Annotated in this window: 13 protein-coding genes; 8 read left to right on the top strand and 5 right to left on the bottom strand. The window is 38.2% G+C overall.

What is annotated here, in order from left to right; translation table 11 throughout:
• The first annotated feature begins 70 nt into the window (after positions 1 to 70).
• Positions 71 to 2,134, top strand: coding sequence for a TonB-dependent receptor (locus tag R2S10_RS16560; protein WP_316841535.1), 2,064 nt, complete (start codon positions 71 to 73; stop codon positions 2,132 to 2,134).
• 63 nt (positions 2,135 to 2,197) lie between these two features.
• Here the strand turns inward: R2S10_RS16560 and R2S10_RS16555 are convergent, their stop codons facing one another.
• A complete protein-coding gene (locus R2S10_RS16555) occupies positions 2,198 to 2,539 on the bottom strand; it encodes a single-stranded DNA-binding protein (protein ID WP_316841534.1) in 342 nt (113 codons plus the stop codon).
• Positions 2,540 to 2,771: 232 nt separating this feature from the next.
• Here R2S10_RS16555 and R2S10_RS16550 point away from each other — a divergent pair, with 232 nt between their 5' ends.
• Entirely contained in the window at positions 2,772 to 3,500 is a 729-nt protein-coding gene (locus tag R2S10_RS16550; RefSeq protein ID WP_316841533.1) for a ThuA domain-containing protein, read from the top strand.
• Between the two features lie 6 nt (positions 3,501 to 3,506).
• Here R2S10_RS16550 and R2S10_RS16545 read toward each other — a convergent pair whose 3' ends face one another.
• The 3 genes from R2S10_RS16545 to R2S10_RS16535 form a co-directional block, all read right to left on the bottom strand.
• Positions 3,507 to 4,106: an HPP family protein gene (locus R2S10_RS16545; protein ID WP_316841532.1), complete on the bottom strand. Its 600-nt coding sequence runs from the start codon at positions 4,104 to 4,106 to the stop codon at positions 3,507 to 3,509.
• A 224-nt stretch (positions 4,107 to 4,330) separates the two neighbouring features.
• Positions 4,331 to 4,981 (bottom strand): NAD(P)-dependent oxidoreductase, encoded by a 651-nt coding sequence (locus R2S10_RS16540; protein ID WP_410478989.1) that lies wholly within the window; start codon positions 4,979 to 4,981, stop codon positions 4,331 to 4,333.
• Positions 4,982 to 5,058: 77 nt separating this feature from the next.
• On the bottom strand, positions 5,059 to 5,469 hold the full coding sequence (locus tag R2S10_RS16535; RefSeq protein ID WP_316841531.1) for an Rrf2 family transcriptional regulator: 411 nt from the start codon (positions 5,467 to 5,469) through the stop codon (positions 5,059 to 5,061).
• Between the two features lie 110 nt (positions 5,470 to 5,579).
• Here R2S10_RS16535 and R2S10_RS16530 point away from each other — a divergent pair, with 110 nt between their 5' ends.
• The 4 genes from R2S10_RS16530 to R2S10_RS16515 all read left to right on the top strand — a co-directional run bounded on the left by R2S10_RS16530 (position 5,580) and on the right by R2S10_RS16515 (position 10,622).
• Positions 5,580 to 6,626, top strand: a complete 1,047-nt coding sequence (locus R2S10_RS16530) for a hypothetical protein (protein WP_316841530.1) — start codon at positions 5,580 to 5,582, stop codon at positions 6,624 to 6,626.
• 126 nt (positions 6,627 to 6,752) lie between these two features.
• Positions 6,753 to 9,068 (top strand): hypothetical protein, encoded by a 2,316-nt coding sequence (locus R2S10_RS16525; RefSeq protein WP_316841529.1) that lies wholly within the window; start codon positions 6,753 to 6,755, stop codon positions 9,066 to 9,068.
• 13 nt (positions 9,069 to 9,081) lie between these two features.
• A complete protein-coding gene (locus R2S10_RS16520) occupies positions 9,082 to 9,711 on the top strand; it encodes a MarR family winged helix-turn-helix transcriptional regulator (protein WP_316841528.1) in 630 nt (209 codons plus the stop codon).
• A gap of 62 nt (positions 9,712 to 9,773) precedes the next feature.
• The gene (locus R2S10_RS16515) at positions 9,774 to 10,622 is read left to right on the top strand and encodes a methylated-DNA--[protein]-cysteine S-methyltransferase (protein WP_316841527.1); all 849 of its coding nucleotides are present in this window, start codon (positions 9,774 to 9,776) and stop codon (positions 10,620 to 10,622) included.
• Between the two features lie 31 nt (positions 10,623 to 10,653).
• Here the strand turns inward: R2S10_RS16515 and R2S10_RS16510 are convergent, their stop codons facing one another.
• Positions 10,654 to 11,574: a DNA-3-methyladenine glycosylase family protein gene (locus R2S10_RS16510; RefSeq protein ID WP_316841526.1), complete on the bottom strand. Its 921-nt coding sequence runs from the start codon at positions 11,572 to 11,574 to the stop codon at positions 10,654 to 10,656.
• A gap of 144 nt (positions 11,575 to 11,718) precedes the next feature.
• Between R2S10_RS16510 and R2S10_RS16505 the strand changes: the two genes are divergently transcribed.
• Positions 11,719 to 13,626 carry a 7TM diverse intracellular signaling domain-containing protein gene (locus R2S10_RS16505; protein ID WP_316841525.1) on the top strand — a complete coding sequence of 636 codons (1,908 nt, stop codon included), beginning with the start codon at positions 11,719 to 11,721 and terminating at the stop codon, positions 13,624 to 13,626.
• A gap of 315 nt (positions 13,627 to 13,941) precedes the next feature.
• The gene (locus tag R2S10_RS16500; protein ID WP_316841524.1) at positions 13,942 to 16,851 is read left to right on the top strand and encodes a TonB-dependent receptor; all 2,910 of its coding nucleotides are present in this window, start codon (positions 13,942 to 13,944) and stop codon (positions 16,849 to 16,851) included.
• Positions 16,852 to 16,856: the final 5 nt, after the last annotated feature.

Genomic DNA, 16,856 nt, shown 5'->3' with positions numbered 1-16,856 from the left:
GCTCAACATTGCTTATAAATAGGAATTACCAGATCGTTTTCTTTGGGTATAAATTATAGCTTTGTTTTCGATGAGAACATTTTTAGCAGCATCGCTGGTATTCCTTTCTTTTTCAGCTATCGCACAGAAGCAGGATACTACAAAAAGATTAGAAGAAGTAGAAATCAGACCCTATTTTTCTACACAACCTTTATTAAGGGCTACCGGATCTATCGGTTTTATTGACCGTTCTTTGCTTCAAAAGCAAGCTGGTGGTTCTTTCATAGCCGCGATGAACACTGTCCCCGGAATACGTATGGAAGAACGTTCTCCAGGTAGTTACCGTTTATCTATTCGCGGAAGTTTACTCCGCTCTCCCTTCGGGATCAGAAATGTAAAGATTTATTTCGACGAATTCCCTTTAACAGATGCTGGAGGAAATAGTTACCTCAATGCCTTAGACGTTGCTGCAATAAATCGCATTCAGATCCTGAAAGGACCACAAGGAAGTCTTTTTGGTGCGAACTCAGGAGGAGTCGTCCTGATTCAATCGCAGCAATCCAGTGCAGACAGTATCCCTGCAACTTTAAGACTGGAAGCAGGTTCCTATGGCACCTTTCGCCAAAGCCTTTCTGTAGGAAAGCAATTTAAGAAATATAGCATTAACCTAAGCCAGGCTTATCAGCGTAGTGATGGCTATCGCGACCATAGTGGTATGGATCGCAAATATTTCCAGGTAACACAACAACTTGACTATAGTAAGCGAAATAGCCTGAAAGCATCAATTTACTATTCAGATCTACATTACAATACCCCCGGAGGATTAAATATAGAGCAATATCTTGATCGCCCAACAGCTTCAAGACCCGCTGCAGGCCCAATCAAAAGCGCCATAGCGCAAAAGGCTGGAATTTACAGTAATACCTTATTCGGTGGACTTTCCAACGATTGGATCATTAATGATCATTTTAAGCATGTTGTTTCAGTTTTTTCTTCTTACACCGATTTTAAGAACCCTTTCATCACTAATTACGAAAAAAGGAAAGAGTTAACTTTAGGACTACGCTCCTATCTGGAATACCAAAGGCAAACTACCAGGTTAAATTACAGGTTTAACATAGGACTAGAAAGTTCACAAACTTCATCTGATATTGTCAATTACAACAATAATCTGGGAAAACCTGCAGCACTTAAGGCCAGCGACGAGTTAAAAGCTGCGTCAAACTTTGCATTTGTTCATCTGAACATCGATTTCCTAAACAAATGGCTATTTGAATTATCTACCAGCGGTAATCTGTACCAATACACCTATCAAAGCATCGCCCCTATAGCAACAGCTAAAAAAACCAACAAGTTTGATTTTCAACTGATGCCAAGAATTGCTTTATCCTATTTACTTAGTCCTGATCTTTCTTTACGTTCGGCTATAAGCAAAGGTTATTCTCCACCCACAATAGCAGAAATAAGGGCTTCGGACCAGGTCATCAATGTAAATTTACAACCAGAATCGGGCTGGAATCATGAAATAGGTATTCGTTATCAAGATCCCAAACGCAGGTTCAATATTGACCTGACTGGATTTTATTACCGTCTTCAAAATGCCATCGTTAGGCGCTTAAACCAGAACGAAAACGAATATTTCATCAATGCTGGTGGCACCAAACAGTGGGGATTAGAAAGTTCATTTTCTTTATGGATTGTCCCAGGCAACTCTTCCAAATTCATTCGTGGTTTACAATTTTCCAATGCAATTACTTTAAGCAATTTTAAGTTTGAACATTATGCAGATAATGTTGGTGATTACTCCGGAAATCAATTGACAGGCGTCCCAAAACAGGTAGTAATTAACAGTATCGACTTACAGTTACCAGGAAAATGGTCTTTATTTGCACTGTATAATTACACATCAAGTTTACCTTTAAATGATGCCAATACCGTGTATGCAAAACAATATCATTTGATTCAAACTAGAGTTAGCTGGAAAACCCTAAAAATGGGCAATCTTCCTTTAGAAATATTTGCCGGCATCGATAACCTATTAAACGAAAGATACAGCCTTGGGAACGACTTAAACGCAGTGGCGGGCCGCTATTACAATGCTGCTGCAGGTAGAAATTACTATGCGGGGCTTTCCTTACAGTTGAAAAGGAACTAAACATTTCGAGCTATTGCCAGCCATTGCCCGAAATGTTTTTCATATATTTCAAACTTCCTGTATTTAAGAATCTGTTTGGAGAACCAGTTCCAAATGGTTAACAAAGATTTCGGTACTAGATCGCTGCTCTCCCAACTTATCAGTATAGCTTTGTACTTTTAAGCTCCCTTCAATACTTAGTGCGATCCCTTTTTTAATAAGCAGTTCAGCCAGCTCTGCTTTTTTATTCCAGAACACCAAATTGAACCATTGCGTCTGACAAACAGCCTCTCCGCTTTGGTTCTTATAAAACTCATTGATGGCCAAACTCACTCTTGCAACTTTTTTTTCTCCTGCAAAATTAATAACAATAGGATCTGCTCCTGCAAGGCCTGTTAAACAAACACTGTTTTTAAAACTCTTCATCTTCTTCCAATTTATAAATGTTAATCATCGGTAACCACCCTGATTACCAACCAAGTCTAACTACCATATTATTTTGAAGATAACCAAGCTTAATTACTAATAATTTTAGCAAAAACAATAATGACGTATCCTGAAAAGCAAACAGCGAATAAAAACCCAAACAAAATGGCATGAAATCTAACATTTAAATGCTGGAGATAAATGATATCTTAGTCATTAAACTCCTTAAATTATGCATAGACATCTCAGCTTTCTACTTCTTTTCTTATGCTGCTGGAACTATAATACATTTGCGAAGAAAAAAAAGATTCTGGTATTTTCGAAAACTTCTGGCTTTCATCATTCTTCCATTAAGGAAGGAGTTATTGCCTTACAAGAATTGGCTAAAGCACATAATTTTATAGCAGATACCACCACTGATGCCAAAAAGTTCAATACACAGCATTTAAAACAGTATGCAGCAATTGTATTTTTAAATACCACAGGTGATGTATTTGACACTCAACAAGAAAAAGCTTTTGAAACTTATATCAAATCAGGTGGTGGTTTTGTTGGGGTACATGCCGCTACAAATACTGAATTCGATTGGCCATGGTATGGCAAATTAGTGGGTGCTTACTTTGTAAAACATCCTGCACCACAATTTGCAAACTTAAAAGTTATTGACACAAAAACCATAGCAACCAGCCATTTGCCAGAGATCTGGAATAGAAAAGACGAATGGTATAATTTTAGAGACATTTCCCCTGACCTCCATATCCTAATCAATGTCGACGAAAGTAGTTACAAAGGTGGTAGTAATGGAGCAAATCATCCAATGGCCTGGTACCAGGATTTTGATGGTGGAAGGGCTTTCTATACCGGATTGGGGCATACGGCAGCCTCTTATACTGATCCTTTATTTCTGCAGCACTTATGGGGTGGGCTACAATATGCCATGGGTATCAAGAAAATGAAATAATGATCCTTATTTTAAAGCGCCTGGGCTCGCATTTTTTGGATGCTTTCTTTTTCTAAAGAGCGGTTTTGCCGGATAATGACGGTGTCGCATATTATTGAATATCAAGGCTACCAAAAACAGAATCATAACGCCAGTAAAAACCGGAGATAAAACATATAAATACCCCATCTCCTTGATCTTTGCACCACCAGTAACGGCAATTAATGCTGTTGCTCCACCCGGAGGATGAAGTGTCTTAGTAATCTGCATAGCCACAATAGAAAGGGAAACCGCTAAAGCCCCTGCAATCCAGACCTCATTGGGAATAACTTTCAATACCGTAACGCCTATAATAGCACAAATTACATGTCCACCGATCAGGTTTCTAGGCTGTGCCAGTGGACTATTAATTATTCCATAAATCAATACAGAAGAAGCACCAAATGAACCAATCATAAATAAATTGTCATTTGCAACCATGTATTGACTATTCAATAAGCCAATTAATCCAATTCCCACAAAAGAGCCAATGAAAGTTAGTATATGCTCTTTTGCATCAATTAAGGTTTCACGATACAATACGTATCTCGCTCTTCGATAATGTTTTCTTATAATTTGTCTAGGCATCCGAATCTATATTCGCGACAAAAATACCACAATCTGATATGAAAATATAGTAACTGAATAGTCATTATTTTCATAAAGCTTTACTGAGGAGAGTGAAAATACCAATACCTTTCAATGGGCTAGCTTGAGATAAAATCAATTGAAAGGTATTGGTATTTGGCAGAAAACGCATTATATTATCCCTAAAACATGGTATTACTACCAAAGTCAAGCAACACTAATAGTTAGTAGCCAGCTGTAAATCTCTGTTTTAGATGTTTAGATTGTTCTAACTCATCAACAATGGCTACTGCTAAATCCTGTACGGAAAGTGATGATCTTCCAGCTTCATCAAATACCGGGCTCTCTGTACCTAAGCGATATTTACCAGTACGTCCTGTAGTGATAGCTGGATGCATTTCTATAGCCGGGCTAAAGAATGTCCAGTCTAATTCTTCTTCCTTTTTAAGGGTATTCAGGTAATCTCTGGCAGCTGTTGCACCAGCCTTATAATCTGCAGGGAAATCAGGACCGTCTACCAATTGATTCCCGTTAATGAATAAACTACCAGCGCCACCAATCACGATTAAACGTTTCAGACCGGTATCCTTTACTGCTTTTTGAATGGCTTCAGAACCTGCAACAAAATCATCGTAAAGATTTGGATTTGTCCAGCCCGCATTAAAAGCACTGATGACCGCATCAGAACCTTTGATGACTGCCGACAACTCTTCGGTATTTAATACATCCAGGGCTTTCACACTTAGTTGAGCATTACTTTCTTTTACATTTGCTGCAGTCCTTACAATTCCTGTTACCTGGTGACCGCGGTTTAACAGTTCGGTTAATAAATGTGATCCTACAAAACCACTTGCTCCAATTAATGATACTTTCATGTTTTCTATATTATTTAAAGATGTTATTTATAGCCCTATATTGTAATATTATTTGTTACAGTTAAGGTCAAAAAAAATCAAATGAACTGTTTACTGAAATCAGCCAAAGTTTTCTTAGACAATTCCTGAATTAAAACCTGTTCTGTGCTATCATATAAGGTATTTAGATGTTGATTGATTTGTTTACCTACCGGGCATTGTGGATTAGGATCATTTTTGGAAGTACCTAACAAATTATTTTGTCTTACAGCAGCATAAACCTGATCTAAAGTAATACTATTTGCTGATTTCGCCAAGAAACTTCCTCCATTCTTACCTTCTTTACTTTCTACAAAGCCTTGATTTCTAAGGTTAATTAATTCCTTCCTTACCAAAACAGGGTTAATATTAATGCTTCCCGCAATATAATCCGAAGACAGTAACTCCCCATTTGCTTTTTCCAGCAAAGTCAGGATGTGTAAAGAAATAGCAAATCTTGCGTTGTTCATTCTGTAATTATTTTTATTACAGTACAAAGGTAGAGGAATAATTGTTATTTCCAAAAAATATTTTGAAACCATACATAAGTTTAACTTTGCGGCATCTACTCGAATAAATTATGAAATACCGCTTTTCCTCATTATACCTTTCATCTTTCTTTTTGCTACTACTCGGTTTAACCACGCTCCTTTCTTGTCAAAGGAAAAGCAAGGCTGATACTGCTTTCTATTACTGGAAGCAGACCTTCTCCCTTGACAATCCACAACAAGAAATACTGAAAGAAGCAGCAGCTCATAAATTATACCTCCGGTTTTTTGATATAAAATGGGATAGTAAAGAAAACCGGGCATATCCGGAAGCCGTGATTAATTTTAAACAGAAAATGGATTCAACTCAGGTTATTCCTGTGATTTTCATTACCAATCAAACTTTTGAAAAGTTAAATCTGTCGGGAGTGGATAGCCTGGCGAATCATGCGCATCAACTAATCCGTCGACTCGCCAGCTCAAACCAAGTCCATTATAAAATAGTACAATTTGACTGCGACTGGAGTTTGGGTACAAAAGATAAGTATTTTCAATTCCTAAAAACTTTCAAAACCATTAGTCAGAAGCAAATGGAAGCGACCATCAGGTTACATCAGATCAAATATCAAATCAGAACTGGTGTTCCTCCAGTGGATCGCGGTGTCCTTATGTTTTATAATATGGGTAAAATCTCAGCAAGACCAGAAGACCCGAACTCGATTTACAATGCAAAAGATGCAGAAGCTTACATCAGTCACCTTCCTAAGTATCTTTTACCCTTAGATATCGCCTTACCTCTGTTTTCCTGGTCTATTCACATTAGGAATGGTTCAGTCATTCAGGTATATGGTAAAATTGGGAAAGCCATTCTAGCTGATCAGAATAATTTTCAACCTACTTCAAATGAAAATGTCTTTAAGGCTCGTAGAAGTTTCTTTACGGAAGGAGTTTATGTAAAAACTGATGATCTTTTCAAACTGGAAGAAACAAACAAGAATCTTTTATCTGAAGCCGCAACACAATTGGCCAAACATTTGAGCAAAGATGAAAAACGAACTATTATTTATTATGAAATCGGGAATCTCGACACAACTGTGTTTAAAGCCAAAGATCTTCAGGAAATTTCTGCCAGGTTTTAAGTTACAATTCTCTTCCATTCGTATCTTAGCCGTCTAGCTTATTAAGCAATAATAAGCTAGACCAATACTAACATTTAACATCGAAAAACACTAATATTTATACATAATAGCATACCACTACCTCCTATGAAATTGCTAAATTCAACAGCCAAATTGTTAAAACGTTACCTTCCCAAAAAGTTTTTGATCATTCTAACAGCATCCAGTCTATCCCTTGCCGGAGTAGTTTGGGCATGTTCGGATTATGGCTATGACGATGATTATTCCAGCTTTAGTCCGGAAGCATTCGTTGCCAAAGAATATACTCCTTTCTTCTATTCTGATTTCTCAGCCTATTATACGAAAGACTACAATTACAACGATGATAATTCGAATACCCGGTTCAATGATCAAATTGTAAAGGAATGGTCTGATTATTTCGGAGAAAAATTAAGCAAGGCTGATCTTCAATATCTATTATTACGTGCTTCCGAAAAAGGCGTTGATTCCGTCTATCAGAACTACAAGGGCAAAATTGAAAGCCTTCCTGACAGTCTACCACAATTAAGGCGACTGAAAATAAATAAAAAGCAATTGAATGCCTTCTTCGACTACCTTCTACTCGCAAAGAAAAGCGAGACCTATGCTGCAGGGTATAGAAGTTATTACTATTGGGATGAAAAACAGGAGTTCAATGTTCCTGAAACTTTAGAAAAGGACTTACTTCTTGCTTTAAAGAAAGCGAAAGATCCTTTCATAAAGCAAAGGTTATGGTTTCAACTCGTTCGTTATTACTATTTCCAGGAAAGAAGTGCAGGAGTAAAAGCCTTAAAAGACGCCTCTACTATCAATTCATTTAATCTGTACAAAGATATTTTCCCAAAAAACATGATGTATTACAGAACTTTAGGGTATGTAGCCGGCAGACATTATTATGCAGGCGATTATGCAACTTCCAACTATCTGTTTAGTCTTTGTTACAACTATTCCAATGAAATGAAGATTCCTGCAAAATGGTCCTTCCGCCCAAATGCTGATGCAGATTGGAAACAAAGTTTGGAAATGGCTAAGACAGCAGAGGAAAAAATTACCCTTTGGCATTTAATGGGTATATATTATGATACTGAAAGAGCCATTCCTGAAATTGTTGCCTTAGATCCTAAATCAGAAAAGCTGGATCTATTGCTCAGCAGAGCAATAAACATTACAGAATCTGGTTTCCGAAATTACTATGGTGGAAAAGAGGACTCCACATCAATGTTAAAGAAAAACACTGCTTTAATCAGTGGTATTGCCTTAAAAAATAACACCAGCAAACCCTACATCTGGAATCTTGCTGCAGGGTATCTAAACTTCATGGGTAAAAACTATGGAGCCGCAGCCAAATTTTACCAAACTGCGAAAACACAATTGCCAACAGACAATAAGCTATTAATGGCACAATATAAGATCCTGGATTGGGGATTATACGTACGACAATTAAAAAAGATTGATGCAGCAGCAGAAGCTAAAATGGTAGAACCTCTAAACTGGTTTGCTAATCTTAAAGAAGGAAAAGATACCATCCCTGACCTTAGATTCTACCAATCTCTAAATGAAAGTCTGGGGATAATTTCCGATTTGTATAAAAAACAAGGAAATCCGATTAAAGCTAATATTTTCAGAAGTTACAATGAGTTCTATACCAACAACCAACAGATTGAGCAATTAAAAACCTTGATGTCAAGTGAAAAACAGAGCTCATTTGAAAAAGCCATGTTGCGTTATTATCCTTATAAACTGGATGATCTTTATTTTTACCAGTCCACAGCCCTGGTCTTTCAGGACCAGCCAGAAGCAGCAATTTCTTTCCTGGCAAAAAGTACCCGTCAGTCAGACACCTTACAAGCGAATCCATTCAATATGCGTTTAAATGACTGCCATGATTGTGATCATCAAATGGCACAATCTAAAAAGTTTACGTCTATGGAGTTACTTCGGATGATGAAAAATATGAAAGCAGAAATTAAAGCCGGTCGAAATGTATACAATAATGCTTACCTATTGGCCAATGCTTACTACAACATTAGCTATTATGGTAATAACCGCGGTTTTTACGTTTCTGACCTCACCGATACTTATGGCAGTAGTGCTTTCAGTGTTCCGGCCCCCTTCAGACCAATGTATCTTTCTGGAAAACTTGCTGAAAAGTATTACCTGACCGCCAGGTTAGCAACAAAGAACAAGGAACAGCAAGCACGTTGTACTTTCATGGCCAGTAAATGCGAGCGCAATGAAAGTTATAACCGTTCTTATGATCTTCCTGAAAATAAAAAAGCAAACTATTGGAGTGTAGAAACGAACCCAATCTATTACGGGCAAAATTTCTCTCTGCTGGCTAAACAATATGCGGATACCAGATTTTATCAGGAAGTGATTGCAGAATGTGGTTACTTCCGTCAGTACTTAAATTCGCTAAACTAATAAAGCAGAATTGATGGCTACAAAACCAATTGTTGAACTGATTACGGCATGGGCCGATTATGAAAGCAAGAATCCCGCTGCAAATGCAGCGGAATTCTGCAGTCACTTTTTAATGGAACATAAAGGGCAGAATCTACCCGATAAAACTCCGGTTACGTTAGAAGATAAAGACGCGGACCAAGAGCTAGCCAGTCTCATCAGTCAATTAAATGCCATTCATGGCATCTATGCAAAGGCCGTATTAAAAGAATTTCCAGGGATTGAGTTGGAATGGTTTTACTTCATGAAGGCCATTGACAGGTACCAGGAAGCCAGAAAATCCGATATCATTGCTGCCGTATTTTTTGAACAATCTACGGGAATTGACATCCTCAATAGAATCAAAAAGGCAGGATTACTGACAGAGAGAAGTGATCCTACAGATAAAAGAGCGAAACTTGTCAAGTTGAGCATAAAAGGAGAAAAGCTCTTACAGATACTACATCAAAGTTTATTCAAAGCAGATGAGTTATTATTTCAGGAACTTTCAGCTTCGAATAAAAAGCTCCTGATCAATTTATTAGGTGATACACAGAAAAAACATCAGGTCTTGATTTCTGAAAACAGACACAAGCAACAACAGTCGATTACCAAAGATGAATAGCGCAAGTTTCGGGTTTCATCCCTCTTGTACATCTATTAATTTTGAGGTATAAATTTCAAACCATGGAAACATCAAATCAAATCGATTACCAGAGAATTGAAAAGGCTATTGAATACTTAAAGATGAACTTTAAGGAGCAACCGTCTTTAGAAGCCATCGCCAGTCATGTTCATTTAAGCCCTTTTCATTTTCAGCGCATGTTTAAGGAATGGGCAGGTGTAAGTCCAAAGCAATTTGTCCAATACCTCAGCATAGAATATGCGAAAGGAATCTTAAAAGAACAAAATGGAAATTTAGCCGATGTAGCGTATGAAACCGGATTATCAGGCACTAGTAGATTACATGATCTTTTTATCAAAATTGAAGGAATGACTCCAGGAGAATATAAGAATGGTGGACAACAACTGCTGATTAATTATAGTTATGCAGAAAGCCCTTTTGGATCACTATTGGTTGCCTCTACCAGTAAAGGCATCTGTTATATGGCTTTTTCGGATGATTCAGATCAGGCATTTGCAGAACTGCAACAACTCTTTCCAAATGCGAATTATCAACAGTTGCTGGATCAATTACAGCAAAATGCACTTCATATATTCAGCACAGACTGGAGTAGATTATCCGAAGTAAAACTTCATTTAAAAGGAACAGATTTTCAGATTAAAGTATGGGAAACACTATTGACTGTGCCTTCAGGTGGCTTAGCTACTTATGCTGATATTGCCAATATCATCAAGAAACCAACGGCCAATCGTGCAGTAGGTACTGCTGTTGGGAGCAATCTGGTAGCTTTTTTAATTCCTTGTCACAGGGTGATCAAATCAACCGGGGAATTGGGGCAATATCATTGGGGGGCTACCAAGAAAACAGCTATGATAGGTTGGGAAGCGGCAAGAAATACAATATCCAAGTGAAAAATGAGATTAATACATTTGAAACAGGCTACTATACTCTTTTAGAGAGGGTTCTCCATAAATAAAACACCAGGTAACTTTCCCATCCTTTATAGGCAGAAAAGAAAGCTGCAATTTCGGAAGCATCTTTTTTATCCTTAATGATCCCCAAATTGATCAACGCATTTAATAGTCCCGCATCACCATGAGGAATACAAGACCGCTCTTTTAAACTTTTCATTAAAGCATAGTTAGCGGTCCAAATCCCCACCCCCTTTATATTGGTCAATGCTTTTTGACGGTCAACAAGATCTGGCTCCATTTTCAATGAATCTTTACTGAGGGTTTGATCAGCGAAAGCCTGTGCAATTTTCAGGAGATAGCTTGCCTTACTTCTAGAGAATTGCATTGCTTGCAGGTCTTCCTGGCCTACATTTACCAAGACTTCCGGTGTGGGGAATAGGAAATAACGACTTCCATTAAAATCCATTGTTTCTCCATACCGTTCTACAAGTTTTCTTTTCAGCTTGTACGCAAAAGTTAAATTAATCTGCTGACCGATGATCGCCCAACAAACTGCTTCAAACAAATCAGGAATACCGATCAACCGCAGACCATAATACGCTTCTTTCATAAAAGACAAGCGTGGATCTTTAGCAATCACTGCATAAAAAGGCTTGAGGTCTAGTTGCAGATCAAACCACTCATCCAGATAATTCCTCAACTTGGCTTCTTCAATAAGAGATAATGATCTGTTTAAAACAGAAACCTTTAAATGTTGTGATTCTTCCCGAACATTTGGTCCTCTTTCAATTTGAACCAGTGCCAATCCCTCCTCAAAGATCAGCGCCCTTGTCACCCCATGCTTATCCACCTGATATAAACAATCGTCAAATCCCCGATCTAAAAACCAAAGACATTCACCGAAATCAAAATCAGCCGGGATAGGCAAGAGAAAACACGTTATAGCCATCTCACAAAAATAGTCATTTGACTATAAAATTAAATCCGATTCTTGCTAAATCAAGCCCCTGAACCTGATTACAACAATGACCAGGTTGTGCGCTAACATTATTAATCCGACCTTTGCGCCATAATTTAATTGCTGTAACTAACCATGTCTTCAAAATTCTTATTTCTATATAAAGCGATTTTCCTGATTATTCTCCTCACCTTTTCTATCAACAAAGATTCTAGGGCACAGGAAATTGTAGAAATAAATGACAACATTAATCAGCATATCTTTTCATTTAAACAGATTGAGATGCTTTCGGATACTTCCGGAAAACTCAATTTTGATCAGATTCGTAGTAAAGCCATTTCGCAGCAGTTTAAACCAAGTAAAACCAGTACCCCTCAAACCACTAAACTAAATGCTGTTTATTGGTTCCGTATCAATATCAAAAACAACAGCAAAGCAGAAAAATACTTCTTACTTGAGTTTTTCGACCAGACCCTTGACCATGTTACCGCATATATCCCAGAAAAAGGCGGCAGTTACAAAGTCAAAGAATTTGGCGATCAATTCCCTTTCCATGAAAGGAAACTCCAACATAAAAACTTCGAGTTCTACCTAAGCAATGATAACGACGAAGTACAAACCTATTACTTTAAAATCCAGTCCTCTCAGATTGGTGATGCCATTATTGTGCTGCGATCCGTTGACTGGTTCATCTCTTATGCACTAGACGAATACTTTTACTTTGGTATATTTTATGGAATGATCCTCGTGTTTAGCTTTTACAACCTGATCATGTTCATTGCTATGCGCCAAAAGCAGTACTTATACTATGTGCTTTACAACCTCAGCGTTGGCTTTTTTGAAATGAGTACAGATGGTATTGCTTACCAGTATTTATGGCCAAACCAACCGGAATGGAACCAAATCGCCTATGCCCTGGCCTTATATGCGGTCAGTATTTTCGCGCTGCTCTTTACCCGGGAATTGTTATTCGTAAAGTCAAAAGCACCAAAACTAAACCGTCTCATTTTAGGGGTGATTATTCTGAGAACCTTGTGGTTTTTATACTGCCTACTGTTCAATCAGAATCTTTTCAGCTATAAATTTATCGATGCCATCCCATTGTCAGTTGCCTTTTTTACCGGGATATACATTTACAAACAAGGCTATCTTCCTGCTCGATTCTTTGTATTGGGTTACAGCTTTCTATTTTTAGGCTTCTTGCTCAAGTTTTTAATCATGCTACATTTCTCCTTTTTAAACTTTGGAGTGATCAGTTATTATAGCCTGAGCTTCTGTTTTATCCTAGAAATGGTGTTCCTTTCTTTTGCCATTGGCGATAAGGTGAGTATCCTGAAAAAGAAAAAAGACATTGTACAAAGGCAGATGATTCGTCAGATGGCAGAGAATGTGAAGTTGAAAGACACCTTAAACCAGGAATTGGAAAGTCAGGTGGAAGAACGCACCCGGGAAGTGTTTCACAAATCCCTGATCATTGAGGCCAAAAATGCAGAATTACTGGATGCGAACGACCGATTAAAACAACAGGCAGAGGAGATTTCGAGAATGAATACCTTATTGGAGCAAGACAATCAGGAGCTACAAACCAATGTAGAAAAGGTTACGCGCGACAGGGTCATGTCTACTGATGTAGATTTTGAAGAGTTCAGTAAAATCTATCCGGATAAGGAAAGTTGTAATTTATTCCTGTCGGACTTGAAATGGAAAAATGGATACCATTGCAGAAAATGTAAGAACGACCATTATTATAACGGACACATTGCCTACAGCAGAAGGTGTAGCAAATGTGGATATGAGGAATCTGTCACCAGCTTCACTATATTCCACAATACCAGGATTCCAATTGTGAAAGCCTTTTATATGGTTTTCCTGGTTTATTCTTCGAAGGGAAAAATCTCTTCTCATAAACTCTCCGAGATCCTGGGCATTCGTCAAAGCACCTGCTGGACTTATGGATCCGGCATTAAACAGGTGATGGATGAGCGAAAATCTCAGCTTAAGAAAGCCAATAAAAACGGCTGGAGTCAGCTGGTTTTAGACTAAACACAGTCGATAATTCTGAAAATTCACGCTTCCACAGGATACAATCCGGTGATTTGACATTTTTTTTACTTGTTTAAGACAAGGGTACTTAAGCGTATCAGATCAACTCTATGGTCTGGCCCGCATCGAGCCACTATGCACTGTATACCAGCACTTAAGCCCATTTACAGCCTACGGTACTAAAGCGTATCAAAACCAACACAACAATCTAATTATCAGATAATTAGCTTAAATAAATCATCCTAACTACTAGGAATTAACACAAAATCAACGTTAACTTTATCACATCAAATTCATTAAACAAAAGCAAAAATTATGAGAAAAAAGTTTACTCTTTTTATCCTTAGCTTACTCTGTAGCATCTCTATGAGTATGGCGCAGGAGCTTAACGTTAAGGGAGAGGTGAAGGACGAAAGCGGTCTACCACTTCCAGGTGTTTCTGTTAAAATTAAAGGAACCACCAAAGGTGCAATGACAGCTGGGAATGGAAAGTACACACTGACTGCCCCAGGCAATGCTACTTTAGTTTTTTCTTTTATTGGTTATAAAACTATTGAGCAAGCCGTAAACAATAACACGACTGTTAACGTGAACTTATCCGAAGACAATAATGAATTGAATGAGGTAGTAGTGATTGGTTACGGAACTACCACTAAGAAAGACCTCACCACAGCAGTGACCACGGTATCTTCTAAAGACTTGAAGAATCAGCCAATCACCAACCCTTTACAAGCAGTACAAGGTAGAGCGGCAGGTGTACAGGTTACCGCACAATCTGGTAAACCAGGTGCAGAGATTGCAATCAGCATTCGTGGAAATACTTCCATCACTGCTTCAAACAGTCCACTGTATGTAATTGACGGGGTAACTTCTAGAAATGCAGGTTTTCTAAATCCAAATGATATAGAATCTTTAACCATTTTAAAAGATGCAGCAGCAGCAGCCATTTATGGATCAAGCGGTGCGAATGGTGTAGTCTTAATCACTACTAAAAAAGGTGTTTCCGGCAAAGTGAAAGTAGAATTCAATGCTTTCACCGGTATTTCAAATTTCTGGCGCAAACAAGATGTGCTAAATGCAGATCAATATATTGATTTGATGAAAGAACTGGGCTACACCTCTTATGGTGATGGCAGCAATACTGACTGGCAGAAAGAAACTTTCGGCACAGGTAAACAAAACCAATATCAGGTATCCTTATCTGGTGGCGGCAATGGCGGTAATTTTTATCTTTCTACTGGCTACCAGCAAGACAAAGGTATTGTAGCTCCTGCACAATTAGACAGGTATACGGTTAACTTTAACGGGTCGCAAGTAGCTACACCATGGTTAAAATTCACTGGAACCGCAGCTTTAACTGCAAGAAATTCTATTGATGTGACCGACAATGCAGGTGTTGCACGTGGTGGTACCATTCTATCTACATTAACTACGCCATCAACAATTGGTATTTACAATCCTAATGGGACTTATACTACTATTCCAAATTCTGGTGGCTGGGACAATCCAATTGCTCAGGCCTTTGGTGCTAAGAATAAAAGCAGAAACTTCCGCTTCATAGGTTCATTCGGTGGAGAGATCAAATTCACTAAAGATTTGATTTTCAAATCAACGATCAGTACAAATGTAAACCAGAACTATTACGACTATAATCTTGATGCCTTCAAAACTACCTACGGGCGTGCAGAAGGTGGGATTTATAGAAACAATAAAACCAATGACAATGTATGGTTGAATGAAAACATTTTGACTTATACCAAAAACTTTGGTAAAAATGCATTTTCAGCAACTGGTGGTTATACCCTGCAATCTTCAGATTACAAATACGTAGAATATGAAGAAAACAGATTCTACAAACCACAAACAGATCAGAAAAATGATAAACCAGTTGTTGTTCCTAAAGTTCCACAAAGAGCTCAATGGTCAAAACAGTCTTACTTAACCAGAGTGACTTATGCTTACGACAGCAAATACTTATTGAGTGCTAATTTCAGGGCTGATGGTTCTTCCCGTTTCAGTGAAGACCAACGTTTCGGATATTTCCCTTCTGCTTCTGCAGGCTGGAGAATCTCTGGTGAGAACTTCCTGAAAGACAGCAAAATGATCAATGACTTAAAAATCAGGGGTAGCTGGGGTAAAGTAGGTAACGATGAAGGTATCGGAGATTATGCATGGAGAAAACTTTATGAAGAAAATGCACAGGGTGATTATAACCTAACCAACCTAAAAAATACAGGGCTATCCTGGGAAACGACTACCCAGAGCAATATTGGTTTGGATTTAACGATGTTAAACAACAGAATTACATTCACTGCTGATGCTTACCTGAAAAAAACCGACGATTTATTGATCAAAGTACAACTGCAGCCATCAGCGGGATTTGCGGAACAAGCTTATAATGTAGGCTCAATGGAAAACAAAGGGATGGAGTTTACACTATCCACTAAAAACGTAGATAAAGAGAAATTCAGCTGGTCTACAGATATGAACATCTCTTTCAACAAAAACAAAGTAACCAGTTTAGGTACTTCTACTCCATCACTTGATTTCGGTGGTATTTCCTCCCGTACTTCAGCTGTGCGTGTAGTGGCAGGCAGACCATTGGGCAGCTTCTACGGATTTAAATATACAGGCGTAGATGCCGAAGGTAAAGCTACTTATGAAGACTTAAACAACGACGGCAAGATTGATGAGAACAATGACAGAACTTTTATTGGTTCTGCACAGCCTGATTTTATCTATGGGATGACCAATAATTTCCGTTATGGCAATTTCGGATTAAACGTTTTCTTCCAGGGCGTTCAGGGCAACCAGATGTTCAATGCTTCCAGAATTGATTTAGAAGGTCTAAACGACTCTAAAAACCAATCTACAGCTGTATTGGATCGTTGGACACCACAAAACACCAATGGAAGTATTCCAAAAGCAATCAGAGGAAATACTGACAACTCTCGTACTTCCAGCAGATTCATAGAAAATGCTTCTTACCTGCGTCTAAAAACGGCCACCCTTTCTTACAATTTCAGTGATGCTTTCCTTTCTCGTATGAACATGAGCAGACTAACCGTATTTGTGACTGGTTACAACTTGCTCACCTTTACCAAATACAAAGGCTTAGATCCTGAAGTGAGTCAATATGGCGCAAACGGCCCAAGTATGGGTGTGGATTATGGTACCTACCCACAAAGCAGAAGCTTCCTGTTAGGTGTAAACGTTGGATTTTAATAACA

This window comes from Pedobacter gandavensis, from assembly GCF_032678745.1.
In the GTDB taxonomy this organism is placed as follows: domain Bacteria; phylum Bacteroidota; class Bacteroidia; order Sphingobacteriales; family Sphingobacteriaceae; genus Pedobacter; species Pedobacter gandavensis_C.
Note: the sequence above shows the minus strand (reverse complement) of the source record. Positions and strands in the feature narration are given on the sequence as shown.